The organism is Gammaproteobacteria bacterium (assembly GCA_029880545.1).
In the GTDB taxonomy this organism is placed as follows: domain Bacteria; phylum Pseudomonadota; class Gammaproteobacteria; order Acidiferrobacterales; family SZUA-150; genus JAOUOD01.
In genome coordinates this window covers 121,294-144,810 of the sequence record JAOUOD010000006.1, presented here as the reverse complement: position 1 = coordinate 144,810, position 23,517 = coordinate 121,294, and the positions used below count along the sequence as shown (strand labels likewise).

At 55.8% G+C, this 23,517-nt stretch carries 29 protein-coding genes; 5 read left to right on the top strand and 24 right to left on the bottom strand.

What is annotated here, in order from left to right:
* Positions 1–12 precede the first annotated feature (12 nt).
* The 24 genes from OEZ10_08730 to OEZ10_08615 all read right to left on the bottom strand — a co-directional run bounded on the left by OEZ10_08730 (position 13) and on the right by OEZ10_08615 (position 16,892).
* On the bottom strand, positions 13–996 hold the full coding sequence (locus tag OEZ10_08730; GenBank protein ID MDH5633068.1) for a contractile injection system protein, VgrG/Pvc8 family: 984 nt from the start codon (positions 994–996) through the stop codon (positions 13–15).
* Positions 993–1,421 (bottom strand): phage tail protein, encoded by a 429-nt coding sequence (locus OEZ10_08725; GenBank protein ID MDH5633067.1) that lies wholly within the window; start codon positions 1,419–1,421, stop codon positions 993–995. The genes OEZ10_08730 and OEZ10_08725 overlap by 4 nt, the downstream gene beginning before the upstream one ends.
* Positions 1,421–3,451, bottom strand: a complete 2,031-nt coding sequence (locus OEZ10_08720; GenBank protein MDH5633066.1) for a tape measure protein — start codon at positions 3,449–3,451, stop codon at positions 1,421–1,423. The genes OEZ10_08725 and OEZ10_08720 overlap by 1 nt, the downstream gene beginning before the upstream one ends.
* A 145-nt stretch (positions 3,452–3,596) precedes the next feature.
* Complete coding sequence (locus tag OEZ10_08715; GenBank protein ID MDH5633065.1) at positions 3,597–3,713, bottom strand: GpE family phage tail protein; 117 nt, start codon at positions 3,711–3,713, stop codon at positions 3,597–3,599.
* Positions 3,714–3,721: 8 nt separating this feature from the next.
* Complete coding sequence (locus OEZ10_08710; protein ID MDH5633064.1) at positions 3,722–4,042, bottom strand: phage tail assembly protein; 321 nt, start codon at positions 4,040–4,042, stop codon at positions 3,722–3,724.
* A 25-nt stretch (positions 4,043–4,067) separates the two neighbouring features.
* Entirely contained in the window at positions 4,068–4,580 is a 513-nt protein-coding gene (locus tag OEZ10_08705) for a phage major tail tube protein (protein MDH5633063.1), read from the bottom strand.
* A 15-nt stretch (positions 4,581–4,595) separates the two neighbouring features.
* On the bottom strand, positions 4,596–5,984 hold the full coding sequence (locus OEZ10_08700; protein ID MDH5633062.1) for a phage tail sheath subtilisin-like domain-containing protein: 1,389 nt from the start codon (positions 5,982–5,984) through the stop codon (positions 4,596–4,598).
* Between the two features lie 104 nt (positions 5,985–6,088).
* Entirely contained in the window at positions 6,089–6,613 is a 525-nt protein-coding gene (locus tag OEZ10_08695) for a hypothetical protein (GenBank protein ID MDH5633061.1), read from the bottom strand.
* A 3-nt stretch (positions 6,614–6,616) separates the two neighbouring features.
* On the bottom strand, positions 6,617–8,380 hold the full coding sequence (locus OEZ10_08690; GenBank protein MDH5633060.1) for a hypothetical protein: 1,764 nt from the start codon (positions 8,378–8,380) through the stop codon (positions 6,617–6,619).
* A 13-nt stretch (positions 8,381–8,393) separates the two neighbouring features.
* Positions 8,394–8,927 (bottom strand): phage tail protein I, encoded by a 534-nt coding sequence (locus OEZ10_08685; protein MDH5633059.1) that lies wholly within the window; start codon positions 8,925–8,927, stop codon positions 8,394–8,396.
* A complete protein-coding gene (locus tag OEZ10_08680) occupies positions 8,920–9,825 on the bottom strand; it encodes a baseplate J/gp47 family protein (protein MDH5633058.1) in 906 nt (301 codons plus the stop codon). Before OEZ10_08680 ends, OEZ10_08685 begins: the two co-directional genes overlap by 8 nt.
* Positions 9,826–9,827: 2 nt before the next feature.
* Positions 9,828–10,187 (bottom strand): GPW/gp25 family protein, encoded by a 360-nt coding sequence (locus tag OEZ10_08675; GenBank protein ID MDH5633057.1) that lies wholly within the window; start codon positions 10,185–10,187, stop codon positions 9,828–9,830.
* The gene (locus OEZ10_08670) at positions 10,187–10,390 is read right to left on the bottom strand and encodes a hypothetical protein (GenBank protein MDH5633056.1); all 204 of its coding nucleotides are present in this window, start codon (positions 10,388–10,390) and stop codon (positions 10,187–10,189) included. Before OEZ10_08670 ends, OEZ10_08675 begins: the two co-directional genes overlap by 1 nt.
* 2 nt (positions 10,391–10,392) lie before the next feature.
* Entirely contained in the window at positions 10,393–11,007 is a 615-nt protein-coding gene (locus OEZ10_08665; protein ID MDH5633055.1) for a phage baseplate assembly protein V, read from the bottom strand.
* A 61-nt stretch (positions 11,008–11,068) separates the two neighbouring features.
* Positions 11,069–11,518, bottom strand: coding sequence for a phage virion morphogenesis protein (locus OEZ10_08660; protein ID MDH5633054.1), 450 nt, complete (start codon positions 11,516–11,518; stop codon positions 11,069–11,071).
* A 2-nt stretch (positions 11,519–11,520) separates the two neighbouring features.
* Entirely contained in the window at positions 11,521–11,982 is a 462-nt protein-coding gene (locus tag OEZ10_08655) for a phage tail protein (protein MDH5633053.1), read from the bottom strand.
* Complete coding sequence (locus tag OEZ10_08650; protein ID MDH5633052.1) at positions 11,969–12,490, bottom strand: hypothetical protein; 522 nt, start codon at positions 12,488–12,490, stop codon at positions 11,969–11,971. The genes OEZ10_08655 and OEZ10_08650 overlap by 14 nt, the downstream gene beginning before the upstream one ends.
* Positions 12,490–13,035, bottom strand: a complete 546-nt coding sequence (locus tag OEZ10_08645) for a hypothetical protein (protein ID MDH5633051.1) — start codon at positions 13,033–13,035, stop codon at positions 12,490–12,492. Before OEZ10_08645 ends, OEZ10_08650 begins: the two co-directional genes overlap by 1 nt.
* Positions 13,032–13,352, bottom strand: coding sequence for a hypothetical protein (locus OEZ10_08640; GenBank protein MDH5633050.1), 321 nt, complete (start codon positions 13,350–13,352; stop codon positions 13,032–13,034). The genes OEZ10_08645 and OEZ10_08640 overlap by 4 nt, the downstream gene beginning before the upstream one ends.
* A complete protein-coding gene (locus tag OEZ10_08635; protein ID MDH5633049.1) occupies positions 13,343–13,546 on the bottom strand; it encodes a tail protein X in 204 nt (67 codons plus the stop codon). Before OEZ10_08635 ends, OEZ10_08640 begins: the two co-directional genes overlap by 10 nt.
* A complete protein-coding gene (locus OEZ10_08630; protein ID MDH5633048.1) occupies positions 13,547–14,020 on the bottom strand; it encodes a head completion/stabilization protein in 474 nt (157 codons plus the stop codon).
* Between the two features lie 83 nt (positions 14,021–14,103).
* Positions 14,104–14,778, bottom strand: coding sequence for a phage terminase small subunit (gene gpM / locus OEZ10_08625; GenBank protein ID MDH5633047.1), 675 nt, complete (start codon positions 14,776–14,778; stop codon positions 14,104–14,106).
* A gap of 186 nt (positions 14,779–14,964) precedes the next feature.
* Positions 14,965–16,026, bottom strand: coding sequence for a phage major capsid protein, P2 family (locus OEZ10_08620; GenBank protein MDH5633046.1), 1,062 nt, complete (start codon positions 16,024–16,026; stop codon positions 14,965–14,967).
* Positions 16,027–16,064: 38 nt separating this feature from the next.
* Positions 16,065–16,892, bottom strand: coding sequence for a GPO family capsid scaffolding protein (locus OEZ10_08615; GenBank protein MDH5633045.1), 828 nt, complete (start codon positions 16,890–16,892; stop codon positions 16,065–16,067).
* A gap of 147 nt (positions 16,893–17,039) precedes the next feature.
* Here OEZ10_08615 and OEZ10_08610 point away from each other — a divergent pair, with 147 nt between their 5' ends.
* The 5 genes from OEZ10_08610 to nusA all read left to right on the top strand — a co-directional run bounded on the left by OEZ10_08610 (position 17,040) and on the right by nusA (position 23,468).
* Positions 17,040–18,800, top strand: a complete 1,761-nt coding sequence (locus tag OEZ10_08610; GenBank protein MDH5633044.1) for a terminase family protein — start codon at positions 17,040–17,042, stop codon at positions 18,798–18,800.
* Position 18,801: 1 nt separating this feature from the next.
* The gene (locus OEZ10_08605) at positions 18,802–19,845 is read left to right on the top strand and encodes a phage portal protein (protein ID MDH5633043.1); all 1,044 of its coding nucleotides are present in this window, start codon (positions 18,802–18,804) and stop codon (positions 19,843–19,845) included.
* 1,134 nt (positions 19,846–20,979) lie between these two features.
* The gene (locus tag OEZ10_08600; protein ID MDH5633042.1) at positions 20,980–21,312 is read left to right on the top strand and encodes an FKBP-type peptidyl-prolyl cis-trans isomerase; all 333 of its coding nucleotides are present in this window, start codon (positions 20,980–20,982) and stop codon (positions 21,310–21,312) included.
* A gap of 186 nt (positions 21,313–21,498) precedes the next feature.
* A complete protein-coding gene (rimP, locus tag OEZ10_08595; GenBank protein ID MDH5633041.1) occupies positions 21,499–21,954 on the top strand; it encodes a ribosome maturation factor RimP in 456 nt (151 codons plus the stop codon).
* A gap of 23 nt (positions 21,955–21,977) precedes the next feature.
* Complete coding sequence (nusA, locus tag OEZ10_08590) at positions 21,978–23,468, top strand: transcription termination factor NusA (GenBank protein ID MDH5633040.1); 1,491 nt, start codon at positions 21,978–21,980, stop codon at positions 23,466–23,468.
* Positions 23,469–23,517: the final 49 nt, after the last annotated feature.

The window sequence follows — 23,517 nt, the reverse complement described above, 5'->3', positions numbered from 1 at the left end:
GTTTTGCAAAATTTAACTATTTATTAGTTCCAGCGATAGCGACGAGGTGAGCGCGCCGCTTAAATTATGACTCACATCTGAAACAATCCAGGCGACCGCATCGACCTCGCTTTTAAAGCCGACCATCTTAATCGGGCTCTCGGGAATTATGTCGAGCATTGCCCGCGCCGTCGTGATCTTGCAACGCTTACTCCCGCGCGCGAGCGCTTTCCATTCTGCCTCGGCCGCCGCCTTGGCCTCGTCCTGGGTGGCGAAGGTTTTTTTAATTACTTTTACCTTGCCCGCCTCGCCGGCGGTTGTGTGGTTTACCTGGCCGGTTCCGTAATTAAGCCAGCGCGCAGTTACGCCACTAAAGGCGCTCTCGCGATCCGGATCGACAAAGTTATAAGCGTCGCCGTCGCTGCGATTAATAATGATCGTTGGCAAGTCCTGGCCTGTTTTGGTTTTGCCATCGCCGGCGCGCATAAATAACAGCGTTTTATTTTTAACCGTAGCAATCGCGCCATACCTGACGCCGAGCCGGGTTAAAAAATTCGCGTCGCTTTCGTCGGTTTGGTCTATGTGCTTAATCACGGCGCCGGCCAGGTTGTCGGCAATGCCGGGCTCGAGCTTGTGTTTGCCGGCGATGGTTTGCACGACATCGCCGAGCGTGACGTTATCCCAGGCGCGGGTTTTTTGTGCGAGCAAGTCCGCGCGAAAGTCGGCAGATCGGCCGCGGATTGTGATTTGATCCGGCGGGCCCTGGTGCCCGACCTCGTCAACAATAAACACGCCCTTATTAATGAGCGGCTCGCCCTTGTAGCCGAGCCAGATCTCCAGCTCGACGCCGCGGCGGGGCAGGGCGACAAGGCCGTCGTGATCGTCGATAACAATCGAGCAATCGTCCGCCTCGAATCCCTTGCGGTCGTTTATTGCCAGGCTTACCAGCCGGCCCTCGATCGCCGGCGTAATGTCGGCGCCGTTAATGCTTAGACGGTAATCCGGCGCGCCAATCATAGCCCGAGGCCGATCCGGGTCAGTGCGCCGATCTTGTCGATCGTGCTGTCGTCCGCGCGCTCGAGCTTTAGCGTAAAGTCGATTTTGCGGGCGGCGCCATCGGCAAAAAGCTCGGTTCGTGTTTCGTTAATATCGGCGATAATAAATAGCCCGTATATATAGCCCTCGCCGTCGACGAGCGGCCAGGCGAGCCCCGAGTCGCCCATTGTGCGCAATACATCCAGCGACGCACGGCCGCCGGTAATGGCCGGCGCGAGCGTGCCCGAGAGCGTGATCTCGTCGCTACCCGGTCCGGCAAACTGAAACGCGGAGCGCTTACCGACGCGCGTTTGCTTTGACCAGCTCCAGGAGGTTGAGCGTTGCAGCTGATGAAACGGCGCGCTCGAGAGTTGAAACACAAATAAACCCAGGCTCGCGAGCATCATTACCCCCTGTCAGTTAATCGGCTACGCACGCGCGCCTCGGCCTCGGCCTGTACCTGGGCGAGTGCGCGAGTAACTGCCGCCTGGATTGCGTTCAGATCATCGGACGGCCTCGGCGTGATGTGGAATGTCGCATGGATAACAACGCCGCCGCCCGCGGGCGCTGCTGCCATCGCCGGCCCGGCCGCCAGGCCGCCGGCGGCAATAATCGGCGGCAAAGCTCTCGGCAGTTGTCGCCCGACTTTGGCGATCGCGTCGGTTGCTACGCGCGCGCGCTGCTGGATCCCGACGGCGAGCCCCTCGGAAACGTTGGCGCCCAGGGCGGCAAACACGCGCGACGGCGACTGGATGCCGAGCTTGTCTTTTAACCAGGCCGGCAACATGCCGCCGAGCGCGAGAATCTGATCTTTAAGCGCCTGCAGTCTGTCGCGGATCCCGTCGCGCAGTCCGTCGATCATCATGCGCCCGGCATTGGCAAAGCGCTCGGGCAGGGCCGAGAGCCAGGCGCTAACCTGATCCCAGTTTTTAATTAACAGCAACAGCCCGCCGGCGAGAAGTGTCACAAGCGCCAAAATCGGGTGTTTAAACGCCAGCGACCCGAGAATTTTTAGCGCGCCGATAATCGGCGTAAACTTGACCGTTAATAACACGGCGGCAAAGTTGCCCCAGCCGCCGACCAGGTTCGCCGCCAGCGAGAGCCCGGGGCGGATCGCCTCGAAAGTGCTATACGTTGCCCGCGAAAAATCAATCACAAAGTCGATTAAGTTCAATATTTTTTCGCCGACCGTATCGGCCCATTGTTTAAGCCGGCCATCTTTCGCCATTGCGTCGAGCTGTGCGAGCGCGCCGCGGAGCAAGTCTTTCAGGCGTTGGAATGGCCCCGAGTCCATAACTAACTTCTGGAATCGGGTCCATTGGTCGGCAACGTTCGAAAGCATACCCTCCCAGGTTTTCGAGAGGCGATCCATTGCGCCCGAGTATTTCTGATTCCAGATTGTTGAGAGCGTGCGCTGAATCATGGCGCGATCGCCTTTCCGGACTGACATTTCGCGCGAACGCCCAGCCTTGTCCGAAAACTCGTAGGTTATTAAATCGCCCGAGGTGCGCGCCTTAATGCCAAACTCTTTTAATCGCTCATTTTCGCCGGTGACGGCGTCGGCGATCGCCTCGACTGACTGCATGAGTGGCTTGCCCATTGCCGCGGACGTATCGCCGAGCGTTTTCATGAGCCCCGAGGTCGGGTCCAGGCCGTAAGCGCGCAGCTTAACAAAGGCGTCGTTTACCTGGCCGAGCTGGTAAGGCGTCGTAACAGCAAAGTCGCCGACCCAGGCCATCGCTTTTTTAGCCTTGGCTTGCGAGCCTTCGATCGTGGTTAAAATGGTTTCGTAGCGCTCAAACTCGGCGGCGGTACGCATAGGAACGGCCGCGATCCCGCCGATCGTCGAGAGCCCAGCAACGCCAACAATCGCCGCGCTTGCGACGACTTTTCGCGTCGCCGCCGCCGCGGCGCCCAGCTTTCCGCCGAGGGCGCGCAAGCTATCCAGCCGGCCCGACAATGTACCCAGCCCGGCGGCGCGCCGGTTGAGCTTGTCCAGGCTGGCCGCCAGGCGCTCGGATTCCTTGCCGAGCCGGCCGGTGTTGACGCCCTGAGCCTTGAGCGCAAGCCGCGCCGCGTGTGTCGATTGCCTGAGCTTTTGCTGATTGGCAGACAGTCGCGCGACGGCTGTGCCGGCCGTCGCCATTTTCTTTTTAAGCGCGTTGAGTGGCTTGCCGGCCTTGGCGGCCTCGGCATATTCGCGCCGCAGCGCTTTCACGCGCTCGCGCGAGGCGGCGAGCTTGCTATTGTTCTCGCTCAGGGCGGCGCTGAGGCGCTTGTATTGCTCAATGCCGCCGGCCTGGCGCTTGAGTCCGGCGATTTCGGTTTGTGTTGCCTTGATGGTTGAGGCGAGCGATTTTGTGCGCTTGTCGATGCGCGCCGCCGGCCCGGATACGCGGTCGGCAAGAGATAAAACCAGGGCAAGAGACAATGACATTATGCTAAACTCGTTTTATGCGATACGTTGTCGGAGTAGTTGCCTTTTTGTATGCCGCCGTCGAGTTTGGTTATTCGCCGGCGTTCCTCGTCTCCTGGGCGGTTATCGCGCTGCTCGTTACTCTTGCCGGCAAAAAACAAACCGGCTAGTCGTCCGGCGCGGCACGTTTGGCCGCCTGCTCTCGCCAGTCCATTAACTCGCCCAGCTCCAGCCCGTCGAGATACTCCGGTCCCCAGTGAAACACGACAGCAATGTCGGCCATTGCATCGGCTACGGATTCGGGGAGAGCTTTTTCGAGCCTAAAAAATCCAGCACCTCGAAAGACAAGTCGAGCAAACAGCTCGGATCCAGGTCGCTTAGTTCGGGCTCAGTCAGCGCCGGCTCAGTAATGCGCGGTAACAGTGTTAACATCTGGTCGGTGTTCATGATTAACAGCTCGGACAGGCTCAGGCCGCGCAGCTCGCCGGACCTGGGCCGGCGCACGCGTACAGCGTCTATCCTTTGCGCCTTGTTATCGCCCTTGTCGCTGCCGCGCGTGATCTTGGGCGAGAGCTTGACCGGGTCCGAGTAATGCGGTGTTTTTGTCGTCATTGTTGCACCTCAAAAAAATAGAGAGTTAAACGCCCAGCGCGTCGCGCTGCTCTTGCAGCCGGTCGACGCCGTTAACTTTTTCGATCATGTTAATTACATCGATCTCGACCAGGTCGGCGCCGTTTAGTGTGTATTTGAAATATGACAGGCTAAAACTCGCCTTAAATGCCGTGTCGTCGCCGGGCTTGTTGCTGCCAAAGTCGAGCTCTTTCACGCGGCCGCGCATAACAATCTCGATCGCGTTATGACTGGCGCCGGCGGTGTCGCTCTCGGCATAGCCGAGAAAGCGCATACCGATCGCATCAACGCCCGGGGCGCCGTATTGTTTAAGCACGGTCTCGGCGTGCTCGGCGAACGTTGCCTCGGCCTCGAGTTTCTCTTGCCCCATATCAACGTCAACAGGGCCGGACATGCCGCCGGCGCGAAACTCCTCGACCTTGCGCGCCAGCTTCGGGAGCGTCAGCTCGGCCACGCGGCCGGCGTAGCCTTCGCCATCAACGAAAAAATTAAAGTTTTTAACTTTCTTTGGAAGTGCCATTGATAAACCTCCAGTTTAGGCGGCGCGCAGTTGCGCGAGGTAATCGGTCGTTATGGTCTGGTAAAAGTCCAGCGCCTCGAGCGGCGGGACCGGCGTATAATCATAACTTATGATTATATTGCCGGCCGCGAGCGTGGCGTCGGTGTTCTTTTCCGGATCCAGCCAGGCAAACGCGTCGACAATATAGCCGCCGGCTTTCAGCTCGCGAAACTTCGCATTAACGCCCTCGACAATATCTTTAATAAGCGTTTTCGAGATCGGCTTGTCGATTGCCCACAAGTGCGCGTCGGCAATGGTGTCGGCGAGAATGTCCGCGGTACGGGCGGCGGATTCGAAAGCATAGAGCGGATCGCTCGAGCATGTGCGCGAGCCCCAAAACCGGAAGCCGCTTTGATTGATTAACGTCGTTACCTCGTTGGCGTTGAGGTAACCGGCGATCGTGTTCGGATCCTGCAGATCCCAGGGAACGTCGGCCGAGATCCCGGTAATACCATTAACCGGAACGTTCGAGATAACCTTATGCCAGCCGAGCACATTGTCTATCTTGGCGCGAACGCCCAGGGCAAACGCAACGGAATACAGATTCGACTCGACGCCAGTGTCGGCATTAAGCCCGACCCAGTCCGGCCAGATCACCATAAGACGGCGCGAGTCGAAGTTGTTGCGGTAAGTAACCGCCGCGGCCGAGGTCGCGGCGCCGGCGGCGTAAGCATAGGCCGAGGCGCGTAACTGGTCGGCAATAGCGACGATCTCGGTCGCGACGATCTGACTATCCAGGCCGGGCGCGCCGAGGATGCGCGGCTTGATTCCGAGCGAGGCCTTGGCGGTCAGTAGCGCTTGCAGTCCAGTATGAGCGCCGTCCGCAACGCGGACCTCGCCAATAACATCGGCGTCGGTCACGGCCGCCGCGTCGGGGATGTCATAGTTAACATTTACCGCCGCGCCGGCGCCAATGGCGCCGGAGTCAACGCGGGTAATAACGCCGGTATCGCTGTCGACGGTGTAGTCGGTGCCGGCGATGTAGGTTGTCACGTTATCGGCTGATTTTACGACGACGTTATAAATATAGTCGTCGACCACTTCGAGCGAGTTGGTCACGGCGTCGAACGTGTACTCGGCGGCGGCGACCGCGGTTTTATGCGTGGCTGGATCCAGCACGTTAACGGCAACAATCATCGCGCCGATTTGTTTAAAAATGGCGTCGAATACCTGGCCGGCGGTGCCGATGCCCTTGCCGAACGTTGCCGCCGCCTTGGTGCGGTCGCCGGCAATCAAAACCGGCGTGTTAACCGGGCCTTTCGGCGCAGTAATAACGACGCCAATAACGCCGGAGTTAACAGTGCGAATCGGGCGGGCGCCCTCGGTGTTCTCAATCGTTCTTACGCCGTGATGATAGCCGGGCATGACTAGCGCTCCTTGATGTGTGCGTGTAATTGCTCCCAAGCCTCGGGCAGTTTGCGGATCGCCGCAACGCGCCGGCGAGGTAACTCGCGCATTTACCGGCCGGTCTAGCCCGTGTTCGGATCAAAAGTGGCGCGGATTGTCAGCGCGGCGGTATCCAGGATCTCGAGTGTCGTGTTGTTGCGAATCTGGATATCGATAATCGATGTAATGTCCGTTAAGCCTGGGCCGGCGGTTGCTATTCGCCAGACTGCCGAGGCGCTCAGGGCGTGCCATGAGTTAATCGGCCCGGTGATGACCTCATGCGTGCCGCCGCGTATCGCGCCATAGACTGAATAAGTGCCGCTGGCGCGCGTAACGGGATCGATCCAGTTGCCGGGGTAAGTAATCACGCCCTGGGCGTTTCTATATATGCGGCCGTCGGCCAACAAGCCGATCTCGGCGTATGCCGTGCCGGCGGCGAGCGAGTACCCATTTGCCGAGGTATCCGCCACGGCGACAACGGGCCAGGCTTGTTTAAACCCGGCGCCGTCGTGTCGGCCGACGTAATTAACATCAACAAACCCCGCGCCGTCGTGGCGCTTGAGTGTTTGCGCGCTTTGAAACGCTGTGCCGTTATGTCGCCCAAACATGCGTCACCATACCCACAAGTCGCCGGCAGTTGCGCCAACTGGTTCCGTCGCTTGGACGCTGATCTTGCGCCCGTTCAGTTTGTCGGCATCGAGGCCGGAGCCGTCGCCATCATTGCCAGCGTGCCAGACTTGATTGCCGGAAATCGTTACGTTGCCAGCCTCAAGCGTGCCAGTGACAGCCACGCCGGTTGATTTAGTCTGGAGTTTGATTTGATTGTTATGCCGCAAGTTTGCATAGACGCTGGACCCCGATATAACATCAACGGCTTGTTGCAGGCCTACCCCGTCTTGTTGTCCGCGAAGATAAATATTGTTTGTTGCTAGTGTTGCATCAATATAGAAATGGCCTATTCCGCCTTTCTGTATATATGAATGGACGCCGTTATGTTGAATCTTTAAATCATTGCTTGCACCAAAAACAGCTAAAACCCCGTCAGCAAAATTCAAGTTTCCGGCTGTTTTGGTGTCGCCTGCGTCGGCGCGCAAAAATTGTGAAGGGCTGAATCCTTGCCAGGTGTCGGCATCGAGGCCGGAGCCTGCGCCATCGTTGCCAGCGGTCCAGACCTTATCCCCATTGTGATTTAAGTATGTGGCCTGAACATTGAGGGAATTTACTGTGGTACCCGTTCTGGATATAGAGAACGCGACGCCATACGAGGACAATGCGTCATTATAGGCGCGCAGCGTAAAATTAGAGCCATCAGCAACAAAGCGCCAATATTTATTATCCAACAAGGCATCTAGCTCTTTAAAGGAAAAAACCGGCGCATTTGATTCTATGCGCAGCGTCCCGGAAATGGCGTTGCTGCCATCTGTTCTTACATAGCCTGCGCCCTGTACGCCATCCAGCAAGTCGGCATCAAGGCCGGAGCCTGCGCCATCATTGCCAGCAGTCCAGATTTTGCTGCCCTGAAGGTTAAAGCTGGTGATTGGCGTGCCCGTTCCAAACGTAGCGGCATTGATGTCAAACACGTTGCCAGTCAGGCTGATATTCAGGCGCGAAGTATTCACCGGGTCTGAGCTATTGTATAAGCCAAAAAGTGACGCAGTAGCGGACCCGCTTGGCATCGCGGTCAGCACCCCGTTATTATTGCCGGACTTTGGCTGAATTCTAAAGGCGGCGGTGCCGTACCTGCCTTCATCTTGCCTGATGTCTTGCGCCACGCCATCAACGGTTATGCCGCCATTGAATATGTTTTCCCCGGTCCATGTGTTAGCGCTGGCCAGTTTGCCAAAAAAGGCCAGCACCGCTGCCAGTGTCGCCGGTGTAACGCCTTTATTTGTTAGCGCGCCGGCAACGGCCTCGGCAGTCGTGGCAAGACTGAGCACGCCGGCGACGGTTTCGGTCGCTGGCGGGTTAACAAAGCCGGCGCCGGTAATGGTGATCGATCCCGGCGTTACTGACGTAAAGACAACGTCGGCGGCAAGCATAAGCCAGGCGCTCGTGGCCTTGTCAGTAATGCCGGCCGGGCTGGAATAAATAGCAAATAAAATTCCTGTGTCGGTGTATAACCCGATCTCGCCAAGCGAGTAGATATCGGCGCTCGTGTCGGTGATGGTAACGTGAAACGCATCATCGGCAATGGCGATCGCGCCGATATCGGTCGCGCTTATGCGCTTGATCTCCGCGGCGAGAGCGGTCGCGGTTGCGTCGGGTGACCACTTCCCGGAGCCGAGCGCGGCCTCGGTAATGGTTACCGGCAGCGTCGCGCTTGCCGTTTCGTCAGCAATCGCGCCGCGGCCGGCGTCGGTGATTATCAGTTGCAAGGCTGGCATAGTATTATCCCTCTAGCTCTATACGCGCATAATTAACCGCAAGCGCGCCGCCGGTGACGCCGACCGCTGCGACGGCAGACAAGCCGACGCCGAGAACATAGTGCGCGCTGAGCGGTTTCACTTCGTCGATGGTGTTTTTCATTGCGTCCTGCAAGCCTTCGTCGACGTAACTGTCGTTGGCCGCAAGTATTACGTTAAACGTCCGCGGGTCGCCGGGCGGTGACTGCTCAAACCACTCAGCAATGACAACGGCTCCGCCAAACGCGTTAATCGAATCGACGACGGCTTTTTTTGTGCCGCGGGTGCGCCGGACTTTGCGCCGGACTTTAATCGCGGCGCGCTGGACGGCGATCGGCCAGTCGCTAGACCATTCCGGCACGGACTCGGCCCAGGCTAAAAACGGGAGCAATGGCTCGGGGCATGTATCCGGATTCCAGAGCTTGCCAACATTGGTTAGATTAATATTGCCGATACGAGACAAAGTCTCGTCGACATTGTTCTCGAGCGCGGTCGCGTTGGGCGGCGTGAGCTTATTCATCGACCGCCCCGAGCGCGACAGTAACGCCGGCGCAATAGGCCGCTTCGGTGTCGTTGTTAACAATGTTCGACACTATGTCGCCGGCGATCGTGTTGTTTAGCGTGATATCCATCACGCCAGGCACGGCGAGCGCTTTTGTGAGCTGGACGAGCACAATGTCGAGCCCGAGCTTGTGGTTATTGCTGCCAAACGCAACGCCGGCAGCCTCGGAGGCCTGGCGCACGACTTCGCGGTTGTATCCCGGATAGGTTTTTATTGTGGCGTTGATTGTGTAACTTTTTATCGTTGCCGATTGTATTGTTAAATTGTCAGTCATCGGCCGGCGAGAATCGTCGAGCGCATCGGTTACGGCTTGCAATAAAGCGCTAGAGGCGGTGCCGTCGCCGGTGTGAGATAAAACGGCGACGGTAACATTTGACGGGCTCGGCGATATGGCGCCGACGTCTTTAACCTCGCCGCTCGCCGACTTTGCAAAATAAACATACGCTGCCCTCGGTCCGGCCGTACTAAACGCGTCCTCAGCAATGGCGCAGCGTGCGCGATAATCGTCGTCGGTCTCATAGGTTGGCCCGGCCGGCGGCACGGCGAGCGGGTCGCCGGCATCAATTACAAGGCGCTGGGTGCGAAAATAAGTAATTCCAATATGATCGAGATCCGCGCCGGTGGCATAGGCCAATAACAAGCCCTGGGCGCGGTCGTTAAGCTCCTGGCTTTTAATCATGAGTCGATATGCCGCAACCTCTAACAACATGGTTAGCGGTTCGGCGGGATTGTCCAGGACCTCGGCGAGTGTGCCGTCTTTTGTAACGAGCTCGGCTTTCATCTGATCGAGCTCGGTCTGATAATCGATCTCGGCGATAACAGGGGCGGGCGCGAGCGCTTGGTAATCTATGGGCATGGCTACACCTCAAACGACACTTGCAAGGCAATCGACTCGCCTGGTGCAATTTCATCGATTCCGGATACCGCGACGCCGGCCAGATCCGCAACAAATCGGCCGGGCTCGTCGCCGGCGTAGATCTGCAAGCGCGTCGGGATAATGCGTTGCTCGTGCCGGACAAGCGCGATAATTCCGGCGGCGCGCATTTTGGCAAGGCCGAGCTCGTTGCCTGGATGATCGATCAAGCCGAAAATATTGGCGCCGTAATCGCGACGCATAACCCGCGAGCGGATCGGCGTCGAAAATAATCGCTTTATCGATTGCCTCAAGTGATCGAGACCGGATACCGCGCGGCCGGTGTGTTCGTTCATGCCTTTCATTAAGTAATAATTCCCGTATGCTCGCCGTCCGGCGCGCCCGCCGTGGTCTGGATCTCGGCCGTTGTCTGTATGTGCGCGATTGTTTTTTCGACAACAATCGCGACAAAGTCGTCGAGCCTGGAATAAGGGTTTGCTGTGTTAAAGCCGGCGCCATTGAGGGCGGCGAGGATCTCGGCGGTTAGCGTGGCGTGATTCATTGCCATAATTAAGCCTCGGCGTTAACGGTTGCGGATCCGTGCGGGTGATTGGTGCCGAGAAATGCGCAAATATTCCCGCAAGTCACGACCGGCGATCCGTTATTCAGGTTTATTTGTGCGCCGGTGACGTTGACGGCGCCGGTCGCGCTGGCGTTAATGTCGGCGCCGGCGGTGGCGTCGATATTGCCGCCGGCATCGGCGACGATATTGCCGGTCGCATTGGCAACCAGGTCGCCGCCGGTAATGCTTGCCGTCATTTTGTGGGCGGCGCGATCGTACTCGACAAAGCTTCCGTCTGAAAATTTAACGAGGCGAATGTCGGCGCCGGTGCTCGGCGCGGGTTTGGCGTCTTGATATAGGCCGCACAAAATCACGCCGAGCGCGAGCTCGCCGCCAGGCGATAATATAAAAACCTGCTCGCCGACTTCAGGCGGAAACCATGTCGAATCGTTGCCGGCGCGAGCAAACCAGGGCAGCCAGGCGGAGGCGGCCGGCGTGCCGTCCGGGTTCTCGCCATAATTCACGCGTGCGCGCGCGGCATTATGATCGACCTCAGCAATAACGCCGGGGCGCAATATGTTTTCGATTCGCTGGAGTAGCTCGAGAGTGTTTGGCTCGTTCATGCCTGGCATTATGATTTAGCGCGGGCGTGGCCGATGCTTGCCGGGTCGGTAACGCGTGGATTTACTCGCTTAGAAACTGGGCGACGGCTTGCTCGATCCAGCGCATATCGTCGGCACTAAAGCCGATTAGCTCGCGCCTGGGGTATTGATAAAACGGCCCGTCGGGTGATACGCGATCAAATTGCCCCTCGTGGTGTGCGCGAGCAATGCGCGCCACTCGACCAAAAAAACCGATCGCCAGGCCTTCGGGTGTTTTGTTAATTCGAAAGTGTCGCGCCTGGCGCAGCTTTAAAAACATTTGTTTTTTCTGCTTTATGCCGTGGCGGCGGGCGGGTCGTTGTTTGCGTGCCGGCCAGCTGGCGCCGTCCGGCGATTTTTGTGCGCGGATCCTGTCCATGTTTCGGCGCCGGATCCCGGTCGCAATGTGGCGCAATAGCTTCGCGCGGGCGGCGGGCTTGAGCCTGGCGAGTGTCGGCGAGAGCCAGGCCGTTAACTGGTCGACGGCGTCCATACCTACCAGATCGCGACGGGGCTGCCGTCTCCCGGCTCAATGTAGAGCGACCACTGATCCGCGCTTAATATAACCGGCTCGACATTGGGCTCGCCGATATGAATTAACCGGATCCCGTCGACGGTTTGTTCTACCTGGACCGTTTCCTCGAGATCAAGCTCGAGCTCTATGTCGCTCTTGTGCGCGTCGATAATGTCGGCCTCAAAACGGCCGGCCTCTTGTTTGTGGTCCGGCTGGTTTTGTTTTAACCAGGACAACACCCAAAAGCTCAGCTTGTCAAAGTCGCCGACAAAGTCAGTAATGATAATCGTCGCGCGGTACTGCCATCGAAAATGATTATTTGTCCCGTCGGCGAGAGAGATTAGGGATCCGGCGCGCGCCTGAGTAATAAGGTTGCCCGCATCGAGCTCGATCTCGCCAGGGATTGAGAGGATATGCTCGCGGAGCGATTTAAGTTTTTGCATTGTTCAATTTTGCGAGCGCGTCGGTTTTTTGTTTGCTGCCGGCGCTGGATCCGAAAAAGAAGTTATAGACCTGCTCGGCCTTGGCGGATACCTGGCCGAGTACAAAACCGGCGAGCGTCGAGTCGGCGCTGATCTTGCCGTTTAGGATCCAGAATACAACAACAAAAAATCCCGTTACCGTCAGCGTCGCCAAAACCGGCACGATGCGGCTTTTGTTTTCTTTTTGCATCGCGCGCGCTGAGTCACGATCGCCGGCATTAATACGCTCGAGATCAATGTCGAGCTCGGCCATGCGTTTTTTAAAATCTTGGTCGGCTTTTTTGAGTCCTGCCAGCAATTCGGGCGACGCATGTTTAAGCGCTTGCTCGACCTGTTTCTCGTCGGCGTTTTCGTCGCCGGTGGCAACTTGCGCGATTAACTTGCCGGCAAGCGCGCCGACGGGCCCGCCGAGCGAGGCGCCGAGTGTTGGCGCAACGGCGCCGAGTAATTCTTTCCAGTTAAACGCCATTACTTAACCCTCCATTTAAACCAGCCAAAAACAAAGGTCTCGTCCTTTTCCCGGCGCTCGGCGAGCTCGATGTAAAACGCGCCCTGCAAAGCGTTCAGCATTTTAAACAGCACGTCGGCGCCGGCTTGCCCCCTGGCATCAAGTAGCGCGACAAAGGCGGCGAGCGTTTTGTCGCCGATCTTGCCGTCGGCAACAATGTCGGCATACAGCGCGCCGCGATTGTTGAGCACGTTTAGCGATCGCTGCAGCCAGGATCCGGCGCGCACGGTGCCGGCATTAATCGCGGAGTCGACGAGCTCGGCGGCGACAAGTGGAGCCTCGCGCTCGATCTCATCGAGGCGAAGCGCGGCCCAGTATTTGTCGACATAAATTCGAAACGCCAGGTCGCGCGGTAGCGACTGCATTGCTCCGGTATAGCCGTTTGCAATGGCGACGGCGCGGGTAATGCCCCAGCACGTCTCGCCGCCGGAGTCGTTCGGGTTGTTGACATAGCCGCCCTCGATCTCGATAACGTGATTAATTGCGGAATCCCTAATCGCGCTCATTCTTCGCCCCCTTCGGTGCGTTTGTTGATCCAGGGCGAGGCCTTACGCGGGCGGCCTTCGACCACTTTTAGCCGAAAGTCGATCTCGTCGACGCGCCTTTGCATGGCAACAATCGAGCTCGACATTGTGCTCACTTCGGCGAGCTTCTCGCTCAGCACGGCGACGCGCTCTTTTAATAAAATAATTTCTTTGCCGGCGTCGTTAATGGATTCGCCGACCCAGTACAAAAGCCCGGCGATCATAGTTACCGCGATCGTTTGCACATGCCGCTCGAAAGCGCCGGGGCGGGGTGTTTCGCTCATGATTTTCAGTCCCATAAATTAACTACCTTTTTTTCCCTCGCCGGCGGCGCGCTCGGGATCTCGAGTCGCGTGCCTCGTGGCAGTACCGGCCCCAGGGCGGCGACGCCCGGGTTTGTGCGCAAAACCTCCTCGGTAATGCCGGCGGTTGTGCCGAGATAGCGATCACAAATCCGCTCGACGGTGTCGCCTTGTTGTGCGGTTACGATCATTTAAATTAACTCTACCGTTAACGTTTGGCGGCCCATAATGGCGAGCACATTTTTAATTGCTTCGCGCAAGTAGCCGTCGCGGGTGTTCTCGTATTCATTGGCGCGTGCATCGCCTTCGCGGCTTGTGTCAATGTCGCGCAGTTTGTCGATTATTAATGCCTTGGCGCGCGCGAATACCGCGGCGCGATAAGAAATAACAAGCTCCGACTCGCCATTTATTACGCCGGAGTCAACATCGGCGAGCCGAGTAATGCCTAGAAGCTCGTGCGCGGCTTGCCAGTCGGCGAGCGCGCGGTTTGTTTCGATTATTGATTGGCTCAGCGCATCGACGACGCGCTGATCGGTGACCGTGTCGACGGTGCGCGTCGACGCTTTAAACGCGGCGACGGTTTGGTCAGGAAAAAAGCCGTTGTTTGCGACCGCTTGGTCGCTTGTGTTGTTCGGGTCGGCAGTCGGCGCAAAAATGTTAGGCATTGTCTCACCTTAAAAGCATAGCCGGCGCGGGTTTGATTTTTGATCGCTGCCGCGCCGGTATGCCCGTCGCTGGGGGTGCAACACTATCGAGCGAGCTGGCCGGCTTTCTCGGCTTCGCGGTCGGCGCGCTCTATCATTTTTTTAACGCCGGATCCTTTCGGATCCAGCTCAAGCGCCCGGCGGTAATAGTTGCCCGCCTCGGCAAAATTACCGAGCGCATCAAAGGCGACGCCGATAGCTTTAAAGAGCTTCGCCCTGACTTGGTCGTGCATGTCGCGCTCGTCGGTTAGTGTCTTAACCTGGAGCAATAGCGCAACATCCGGAAAATCATTTTTTGATCGCAAGACATGGTCGGCGATCTCCTCGGCGAGCACGGTCGCGCAATCGCGGCGGAATTTGTCCGGCATTGGCAAATTATGTTTTAGCGCATACTCGGCCAGGCGCACGGCGTCGACAATCATGCCGGCGTCGATCATCCAGACAAAAACAGTCATTACGACCTCGTCCTCGGTGCCGGTATCGGAGGCGATCACGCCGTCGATATAGTCGCGATAGGTGTCGATAAAATCACGCTTTCGCTCGGCTTTCTTTTCCTGGCTTTTAATGGCGCGCAGCTCGCCGCGATGCTGGGCAATTTTCAAGAGCTGCAGCTCATAGAGCGACGCATTGGCGCGGGTGCGGCCGTGTTCGGCGACCTCCTTGTTTTGCTGTTCGGCGGTCGTCCGTTCAAAGTGCTTTTTCGCTGGCGTGTTCGGCATTTATGCCCCCTTATTTCACAAATAGCCCGACGACAAGTCCGGCAATAAAAATGATTAGCGCCACAACAAACCGACCCAGCTCGCCGGCGCGCGGGTTGCGCGCGGGCGTGACGACAGAATTAACAACGCCGGCCGGAGCTGTTCCGGCCGTGTTGTTAAAGTGCTGCTTTGCTGGCGTGTTCGGCATTAGTTAAAGGCGGTACCGTCCCAGATCTTGATATTAACCGCCACGCAGCACGCGCCGAGATCCTCGATAACATAGGCCTCGTTTGCGCTTTCATAGGTTTCGATTCGGTCGCGCTTGGGGTTGTCGATATACATCAATCGACGCTTGCCGTTCTGGTAGTAGATAGACAGGTTCGACGAATCGTTCTCGCCGAGACGCGTTATCATGATCGTTCTTGCCGGGAAAAACGGCGCCTCGGCGACCATGACTCCGCCGAGCTTTTTGTGCGAGACCATCAAATCGAGCGCATTGGCTTCGGTTGGTGTCTCGGCAAACGTTTCGATCATCGGGAAATATTTTTCGTCGACCAGGTCGGACGAGCAGATCGCGACGAAAGTATTGTCCCGCGCGTGCCACGGATCGAGCAAGCTCGAGCGCATATCGTAAACCAGGGCGTCGAGGTTGGTGTAATCGGGTAGGAGTGTCGTGCCATTACCCGCGCCGACGCGGATCTCGCCGGCAGCCTTGCCGCCTTCGGTCAGGTAACGCGCGGGAGCCTCGGCTTGCAGCTTGGCGACCCAGCCGACGTTAACATCCTGGAGTAGCGGATTGGTGACGCGGTTGGTCTGCACGGCCGCGCTCGTGCCATTAAAGCCGATCATAATCCGGTCGCGCGCTTGCTGCAGCATTTGCGCATCGCGGAGCCGGATTTGAAAATCGGGGAATTTCGCCCAGGCGTCGAGGAGTGCGTATTTTACATGTGTATCGAAGTTCGTTTGCTTGCAATCGTATTGGTTCGGATCGAGCGAGCTCGGATCCTGCGTCGCGCGGTCTGTGGTGTCTGTGTCGGTGCGGCCAGCAATGGTCGAGCCGATAGACAGCCCGACTTTTTGCCCTGACTGGTCATTAACGCCGATAAAGTTAACGCGCTTCAAAAATCCCGCGCTTTGCTGGATCCGCGTCTCGAGCTTCTGCTCGACGCTCGGGGTCGCGGCAAACTTTTTGGTCGCGTCGACTATGCCGTTGTTTTGCGCCTGATCGGCGAGAAATTGGTTGTATTGCTGGCGGGTAAATTCGAGCATTGGTCCGTCTCCGTAACTGTTCAATAATTGCCGCTGGATTAATATTCGGCGCGCACATGCCCGTCGCCGCCGGTAATGGGCGGGCGCTGGGCGTGGTTTGCCGGTGTGTTTTCGAGCGCCGCCTTTAACGAGTTAAAGTTGCTCAATAGTTCCGAATACTGGTCGGCGCTGGCTTTAACCTGCTTTTGCAGCTCGGCGACCGCGGCAGCAAACGAGGCATTTTTCTCGCTTGTCGAGGCGTGCGCCTCGGCGATTGCTGCGACACTCTTTTCGATAGCGCCAAAGCGCTCGGCGTGGTCGGAGCTTTGCGCCGACAGCAGGTTTTTAACCTTGGTAAAAATGGACGGCTCCGGGTCGGAAACCTCGTCAAACTCGAGCGCAATCTCGACGGCGGACGAAAACAGGTTCGTCGGCTTCTGTTTGCGTTCGGCAAAAATCGGCGCTTTTGCCGCGGCGCTAAATTGTAGCGCCTCAGTTCCGAGCGAGGCCGGCGAATCAGTAACGCCCAGGCCGACCAGGTACGCTTGCCCGGATTCGGCGAAATTATCGTCGACCTCGATCGAGGTATAAATTTTTTGTTTTGCCTGATTCATCGCAACAAGCCCGGCGGTCGGGACAATTTGCGCATACAAGCCGAGCTTGCCGTCAGGTTCGACTCGCGACTCCAGCGCGTAAACGTCGCCCAGGGCGGCGAACGGCGAGTCGGGCAAAATGCCGCGGAAGTGTTCGAGCCAGATCCGCGCGCCGTATTTTGTGCGGTCATAGCTTGCAGACATTTGCTCGATCCATTCGCGAGTTATCTCGCGGCCGTCAGTCGTGGCGCCCTCCAGGGCAACGCGGAAAAATTTGGACAAAAGGTTTTTCATTGTTCGATCTCGCTTTGTCGGTGCGTGAATGTGATAGACGAGAGAGTCGATAACCTCGGCTTTTTTATCAACGCGCCGGAGGGGTAATTCGGATTTTTACTCGCCGGCCGAGAATATCTATAAAGTCGCGCCGTTTACTCTCTTGCAATGGCAATCGAAGCAACAGAAAACCCGACCAGGCGAGAGGCCGCGCTCCTGTATTTTCAGGGATACGGGACGACTGAGATCGCGCGCGAGCTGGGCGAATCAAAATCGACCGTCGCGTCGTGGAAGCGTCGCGACCAGTGGGACGACGTCTCGCCCATTGATCGAGTAAAAGCAAGCATCGACGCCCGGCTCGCCCTGCTCGTAAATAAAAACAACAAAACTGAGCGCGACCTTAACGAGATCGACTGTTTAATGCGCGCGCTCGAACGTGCTGCGCGGGTGCGAAAGTACGACGAGACCGGAAAGGAATCCGACCTCAATCCAAAGCTCGCCAACAAAAAGAAAAATCGCAAAAAGCAAAAAAACTTCCTCGACGAGGACCAGGTCGCCGCGCTTGTTGAAGCGTTCGAAACTTCTCTTTTTGGTTATCAGCGCCAATGGAGAGGCGCCGGCACCAATAACCGGATCCGCAACATTTTAAAAAGCCGGCAGATCGGCGCGACGTGGTATTTCGCGCGCGAGGCGCTTGTCGATGCTTGCGAGACTGGCCGTAATCAAATTTTTCTCTCGGCATCAAAGGCCCAGGCGCACGTTTTTAAATTGTATATTCTCGCGTTCGTCTATGAGGTAACGGGCGTCGAGCTGTCCGGCGATCCTATCGTTTTATGGAATGGCGCGACGTTGTATTTCCTGGGAACAAACGCCAGGACGGCGCAGAGTTATCACGGCAATATATACATGGACGAGTATTTCTGGATCCCGCGGTTTTCCGAGTTCCGTAAAGTCGCGTCGGGGATGGCGGTCCACAAAAAATGGCGTCAAACATACTTGTCGACGCCGTCGGCCTTGACTCATGAGGCTTATTCGTTCTGGACCGGCGACCGACTAAACAAAGGCCGCTCAAAAGATAATAAAATTAAAATAGACGTCTCGCATAAAGCATTAAAGGCGGGCCGGCTTTGTGAGGATGGGCAATGGAAACAAATCGTAAACATTAACGACGCGATTGCCGGCGGCTGCGACTTGTTCGATCTTGATGAGTTGCGCCTGGATTATACCGACGACGAGTTTCGTAATTTGTTTTTATGTGAGTTTATCGATGACTCAATGTCGATATTTACGCTCGCTCATTTGGAGAAATGCCTGGTCGACTCGTGGGTTGTTTGGCGTGACATAAGGCCTCTCGCCGAGAGGCCTTATGGCAATAAACGCGTTTGGATCGGTTACGACCCAAGCCGGACAAGAGACGCCGCCGCCGTTGCTGTGCTCGCGCCGCCCGTGTCTGCCGGCGCCAAGTTTCGCATAATTGAGCGGCTTAAATTTCAAAACATGCGATTTGATTTGCAAGCCGAGGAAATAAAAAAACTCACGCAAAAATATAACGTCGAGAAAATGTCGATCGATACAAACTCCATAGGGCTCGGGGTGTTTGATTTGGTGCGATTGTTTTTCCCGACGGCGATCGGGCTCAACTATAGCCCCGAGGTAAAAACCCGGCTCGTACTTAAAGCGCAATCGATCATCGAGGGCGGCCGGCTAGAGTTTGACGCGGAATATAAAGACGTCGCCGGCGCGTTTATGTCGATACGCAAGACAATAACAAAGTCGGGGAACGCCATAACTTATGAGTCGGTAAGATCCGACGAGTTCGGGCATGGCGACCTTGCCTGGGCAACAATGCACGCGCTCGACCTTGAGCCGCTAACCGCCATTGATGCTGGCGGCGCGGCGAGTCAATGTTCCATAGTGGAGATTTTCTGACATGAAAAGCAAGACACAAAAAAACAATGCCAAAGCAACAGGCTCGGGCGCGGTTGAGGTTTTTACGTTTGGCGATCCGACTCCGGTTATGGAGGCGCGCGACCTTATGGGATACTTCGAGTCGTCCTGGAATGGCAGATACTACGAGCCGCCGTTTAATGTGGCGTCGCTCGCGAAAAGTTACAGGGCAAACCCTCACCACTCGAGCGCGATCCAGGTAAAGCGCAACATTATCTCGAGCGCATTTATCCCTCACAAAAAACTAAGTCGCCAACAGTTCGAGCGGTTCGCATTAGAGCAAATTGTTTTCGGCAATAGTTATCTCGAGAAAATCGAAAACGCGCTCGGTGGCGTGTTGCGATACGAGTCGCCGTTGTCGAAGTTCGTCCGCGCCGGCAAAAATGGCGAATATTTATACATCCCGAATTATTACGATAGTTATCCCTTTAAATCGGGGTCAATCTATCACTTGATTGAGCCGGACATTAATCAGGATATTTACGGCGCGCCGGATTATTTGTCGGGCTTACAAAGCGCATGGCTTAACGAGGCCGCGACCTTGTTTCGCCGAAAATATTATTTAAACGGCAGCCACGCCGGTTTTGTTTTCTATATGACAGATCCGGCGCAAGACATTAAAGACGTCGACAATATCCGCGCAGCGTTGAAAGAGGCCAAAGGGCCGGGCAATTTTCGCAATCTGTTCATGTATTCGCCGAACGGGAAAAAAGACGGGATTCAAATAATCCCAATCGCCGAGGTTCAGGCTAAAGACGAATTTTTTAATATCAAAAACGTATCGCGCGACGACGTGCTCGCCGCGCATCGCGTCCCGCCTCAGTTAATGGGGATCGTTCCGAATAACGCCGGCGGCTTTGGCGATATCGAAAAGGCGGCGCGTGTGTTCGCGCGTAATGAGTTGTTGCCATTGCAGGAGAGAATGAAAGACTTTAACGCCTGGGCTGGCGAGGAGGTTATTAGCTTCGGGCCTTACGAGATATCGGTTCCCGGTACAGGCCAGAAAATAAAAATCGAGGTCGACTAGCCGTCTTGTTTATTGTTTGTTGTTTGTCACTATCGCCCGGCAATGCCGGGCTTTTTTTGTTCGCGCGACCGGAAGGCTCCAGGATCTATCGGCCGGATCCTCGCCGCAGGTTATCCGGATCCGGCGCGCGCAGTTCGCCCCCCGCCCCGCCTGCGTTGGTTTTGTGTTGTTTGTTTGCATGTATGCGGGGCGCGGAGATCCCTTTATTTATAGGCTTTTGTCTGCGTCTTGCTGGTTTGTTTTTTTGTGCGATTGGTTGCGAGTTTGCGTTGCGCCGGCGAGCTGCGTTTTTGATTGCGGAAGATTAACAAGAGGGTTCGGATAAAGGGGCGGCGAGAGTGTGTAGGTAATAACGATATTCGCCTTCATGGTGTGCCCGCAATGAGGATTAGAGCAGATTAACTTAAGCTCGCGGACCGTCGGCGATAGTTGGTCGCTCGATCGTATAAAGCAAGACTCCTCGCAATGAGGGCATTTTATTTTCATAGCTTAACCCATAGAAAGACGACCAAAGTGTAAGCCACTGATAACAAATAATAAACCATTATGGAAAAACATAATCTTGGGGTCGTGGCTATTTTTTGGTAATCCGGGTTTTTGGCTTGCTTTATTTTAATAAGTAATTGTTTTTAATGAGAATAAATATAACCGTCTGCTGGTTGCGATTGGTTGGTGTAATGGTAATTTTTTCTAAATCATTGAATTGTATAGACAATATATTCTTGTTTTATTACCCATGAAAGAGGTTATAAAAAACGCCTCGCAACCAAAACATAACCAATAGAGAAAATAAAAAGATACTTTATTATAGAGACTATATATATACTCCGGCCGGGATTACCTTTATTACCCAAACGCCACGAGGCCGGTGTTTTTTTCTGATCTCGAATATTTTCCTTTTTCGTGTAATTGTTGCTGGAATCCTGGGACTACATCGGGACCAAAAACAGACAATAACTCGGCGGCCTATTGAGTTAAGGGCTTGAAACTAAAGACAATAAAATAAGGCGCGGCGGGCGGTATAGCTTCAAATCCTGTCCCCGCTACCAATTTTCCTTACAAGACAATGACTTACTGTTGAGAAATCCAGTCAGGGTTTGTCTTTTAAGTGCTCGCAGGCTGGAGCCAGGCATGATGGCAGAGCTCATTATAGAAGATATTGTTGCCGGCGACGGGAAACAGGTGAGTGGGCGAGGGCAGTCTGTACGGGTCCACTACACCGGTTGGCTTGAAGACGGTACCGAGTTTGATTCCAGCGTCAGTCGCAATGAGCCGTTCCAGTTTCCGGTGCAGGTAGGTTATGTGATTCCCGGCTGGGACCAAGGGGTGATCGGGATGAGGGTCGGCGGCAAGCGCAGGCTCACGGTTCCACCTCATCTTGGCTATGGCGAAGCCGGGGCAGGCGGCGTTATTCCGCCTAATGCAACACTGATTTTCGAGATTGAGCTGCTTAGAGTCAGTGACTGATACCCCCCCGGAACGGGCCGGAAGACAAAAGCACCAATCCGGGTTGAAGAATTGATCGCAGGGCATTGTTTTTTGGTAAAAAATGCCTATAATTCGGCGACTGATTTGGTAATCGGTAGAGATGTGAAGTGGGCTTTGGGCCCACTTTTGCGTTTCTGGGGCCGTGCAAGAGGTTGGGCGCAAATCGTGACGCAGCAGTTAGAAAAACTTTTCCGCATACTGGAGCCCAGTGTGTCAGCACTGGGGTTTGAATTGGTGGAAATCGAGCTGGCGGGCGGTGGTAACCAGACCCTGTTGAGGCTGTATATTGACAGCGAGGAAGGCGTCAACGTGGATGACTGTGCAGATGTCAGTCGCCAAGTCAGTGCGGTGCTGGATGTTGAAGACCCGATTGCCGGTCGTTATACGCTGGAAGTGTCGTCTCCAGGACTGGATAGGCCACTGGTCAAGCCATCTGACTTTATTCAGCGTATTGGCGAAACCGTGAAGGTAAGGTTGTATCAAGCCATTGATGGCAGGCGCAAATTCAAAGGCGAGCTGGTTTCTGCAGATGAGAACCGGGTCGTGATTGATAGTGGCGGTTCGACCCATGAGCTGAAATATTCAGACATGGAGCGGGCCAGACTGGTACCCAAGTTTTAGGATCGTTTTAGAGGAAAACAGCGGTGGATGAGATCCTGTTGATCGTTGATGCAGTGTCCCGGGAAAAAGGCGTGGAAAAGGAAATTATTTTCCAGGCCATTGAAGCGGCGTTGGCAACAGCAACGCGCAAGAAACATGAAGGTGATATTGATGCCCGGGTAACGATTGATCGTAATACCGGTGCTTATGACACCGTTCGCATCTGGGAAGTTATCGAAGATGATGCTGAACTGGAGTTCCCGGATCGCCAGATTTTTGTAAGTGATGCCAGGAAAGTGGTGCCGGAAGCCGAAGTTGGTGGAACTGTAGAAGATCCGCTTGAGCCCGTGGAATTTGGCCGCATTGCGGCGCAGGCGGCCAAGCAGGTAATCATGCAGAAAGTGCGTGAAGCTGAGCGTAGCCGCATCGTTGAAGAGTTCGCTGATCGCAAGGGCGAAATGGTTACCGGCCTGGTCAAGCGCATGGAGCGCGGTGATGCCATTATTGAAATTGGCTCAACAGAAGCGGTTTTGCAACGTTCAGCCATGATACCTCGCGAAAGCCTGCGTCCGGGCGACCGGATTCGCGCCTACCTGGCCGATGTGCGTCCGGTACCGCGTGGACCACAGCTGTTTTTGAGCCGGGTTGCTCCCGAATTGCTGATTGAGTTGTTCAAGCTTGAGGTTCCTGAAGCCGGGGAGGGCCTGATTACGATTCATAGTGCTGCTCGTGATCCCGGCGTACGGGCCAAGATTGCGGTGAGCACATCAGATGCCCGAATTGATCCTATTGGCGCCTGCGTGGGCATGCGCGGGTCACGGGTCCAAAGTGTCTCCAACGAGCTTGCCGGTGAGCGTGTCGACATTATTCTCTGGGCCGGCGATCCGGCGCAGTTTGTTATCAGCTCTCTTGCGCCGGCAGAGGTCGAATCCATTGTCGTGGATGAAGACGCCAAGAGTATGGATGTGATTGTTGACGAGTCACAGCTGTCGTTGGCTATAGGCCGCGGCGGCCAGAATGTACGCCTTGCCAGTGAGCTTACCGGCTGGGAAATCAACATCATGACCGCGGAAGTCTCGGAAGAAAAAACCATGAAGGAGTCCGAGGAACTGGTGCAACAGTTCGTCAAGGACCTCGATGTGGACGAAGAGATTGCCGGTATCCTGGTTCAGGAAGGGTTTACCAATCTTGAAGAAGTGGCCTACGTGCCCAAGCAGGAAATCATGGAAATCGAAGGTTTTGACGAAGAACTGGTCGAGGAGTTGCGCAATCGTGCCCGCGATGTATTGCTGACCAAGGCTATTGTCATGGAAGAACAACTTGGCATGGCGGAACCGACAGAGGACCTGCTCGGCATGGAAGGCATGGACGAGACGCTTGCGCGCATGTTGGCCAATAAAGGCATCAAGAGCATGGAAGACCTGGCCGAGCAGGCGGTTGATGAGCTGATTGAGCTTGGAATCGAAGGTGTGGATGAAGAAAAGGCGACAACCCTGATCATGACTGCTCGCAAGCCCTGGTTTGACGAAGAGTAGCCAGGAAAAGCGAACAGGGTTTGAGATTGAAAATACGGGTTTATACGAG

Bases quoted from the DNA above. Each gene is read 5' to 3' on its own strand.
- OEZ10_08620 (MDH5633046.1), bottom strand. From the start codon at position 16,026: ATGCTCGAATTTACCCGCCAGCAATACAACCAATTTCTCGCCGATCAG.
- OEZ10_08685 (MDH5633059.1), bottom strand. From the start codon at position 8,927: ATGAATAAGCTCACGCCGCCCAACGCGACCGCGCTCGAGAACAATGTC.
- OEZ10_08675 (MDH5633057.1), bottom strand. From the start codon at position 10,187: ATGAAAGGCATGAACGAACACACCGGCCGCGCGGTATCCGGTCTCGAT.
- OEZ10_08610 (MDH5633044.1), top strand. From the start codon at position 17,040: ATGGCAATCGAAGCAACAGAAAACCCGACCAGGCGAGAGGCCGCGCTC.
- OEZ10_08700 (MDH5633062.1), bottom strand. From the start codon at position 5,984: ATGCCCGGCTATCATCACGGCGTAAGAACGATTGAGAACACCGAGGGC.
- OEZ10_08640 (MDH5633050.1), bottom strand. From the start codon at position 13,352: ATGGGACTGAAAATCATGAGCGAAACACCCCGCCCCGGCGCTTTCGAG.
- OEZ10_08650 (MDH5633052.1), bottom strand. From the start codon at position 12,490: ATGGCGTTTAACTGGAAAGAATTACTCGGCGCCGTTGCGCCAACACTC.
- OEZ10_08730 (MDH5633068.1), bottom strand. From the start codon at position 996: ATGATTGGCGCGCCGGATTACCGTCTAAGCATTAACGGCGCCGACATT.
- OEZ10_08705 (MDH5633063.1), bottom strand. From the start codon at position 4,580: ATGGCACTTCCAAAGAAAGTTAAAAACTTTAATTTTTTCGTTGATGGC.
- OEZ10_08600 (MDH5633042.1), top strand. From the start codon at position 20,980: ATGGCAGAGCTCATTATAGAAGATATTGTTGCCGGCGACGGGAAACAG.
- OEZ10_08710 (MDH5633064.1), bottom strand. From the start codon at position 4,042: ATGACGACAAAAACACCGCATTACTCGGACCCGGTCAAGCTCTCGCCC.
- OEZ10_08670 (MDH5633056.1), bottom strand. From the start codon at position 10,390: ATGGCAATGAATCACGCCACGCTAACCGCCGAGATCCTCGCCGCCCTC.
- OEZ10_08720 (MDH5633066.1), bottom strand. From the start codon at position 3,451: ATGTCATTGTCTCTTGCCCTGGTTTTATCTCTTGCCGACCGCGTATCC.
- OEZ10_08660 (MDH5633054.1), bottom strand. From the start codon at position 11,518: ATGGACGCCGTCGACCAGTTAACGGCCTGGCTCTCGCCGACACTCGCC.
- OEZ10_08615 (MDH5633045.1), bottom strand. From the start codon at position 16,892: ATGAAAAACCTTTTGTCCAAATTTTTCCGCGTTGCCCTGGAGGGCGCC.
- gpM (MDH5633047.1), bottom strand. From the start codon at position 14,778: ATGCCGAACACGCCAGCGAAAAAGCACTTTGAACGGACGACCGCCGAA.
- OEZ10_08725 (MDH5633067.1), bottom strand. From the start codon at position 1,421: ATGATGCTCGCGAGCCTGGGTTTATTTGTGTTTCAACTCTCGAGCGCG.
- OEZ10_08635 (MDH5633049.1), bottom strand. From the start codon at position 13,546: ATGATCGTAACCGCACAACAAGGCGACACCGTCGAGCGGATTTGTGAT.
- OEZ10_08645 (MDH5633051.1), bottom strand. From the start codon at position 13,035: ATGAGCGCGATTAGGGATTCCGCAATTAATCACGTTATCGAGATCGAG.
- OEZ10_08665 (MDH5633055.1), bottom strand. From the start codon at position 11,007: ATGAACGAGCCAAACACTCTCGAGCTACTCCAGCGAATCGAAAACATA.
- OEZ10_08605 (MDH5633043.1), top strand. From the start codon at position 18,802: ATGAAAAGCAAGACACAAAAAAACAATGCCAAAGCAACAGGCTCGGGC.
- OEZ10_08715 (MDH5633065.1), bottom strand. From the start codon at position 3,713: ATGGCCGACATTGCTGTCGTGTTTCACTGGGGACCGGAGTATCTCGAC.
- OEZ10_08630 (MDH5633048.1), bottom strand. From the start codon at position 14,020: ATGCCTAACATTTTTGCGCCGACTGCCGACCCGAACAACACAAGCGAC.
- OEZ10_08695 (MDH5633061.1), bottom strand. From the start codon at position 6,613: ATGTTTGGGCGACATAACGGCACAGCGTTTCAAAGCGCGCAAACACTC.
- OEZ10_08680 (MDH5633058.1), bottom strand. From the start codon at position 9,825: ATGCCCATAGATTACCAAGCGCTCGCGCCCGCCCCTGTTATCGCCGAG.
- OEZ10_08655 (MDH5633053.1), bottom strand. From the start codon at position 11,982: ATGCAAAAACTTAAATCGCTCCGCGAGCATATCCTCTCAATCCCTGGC.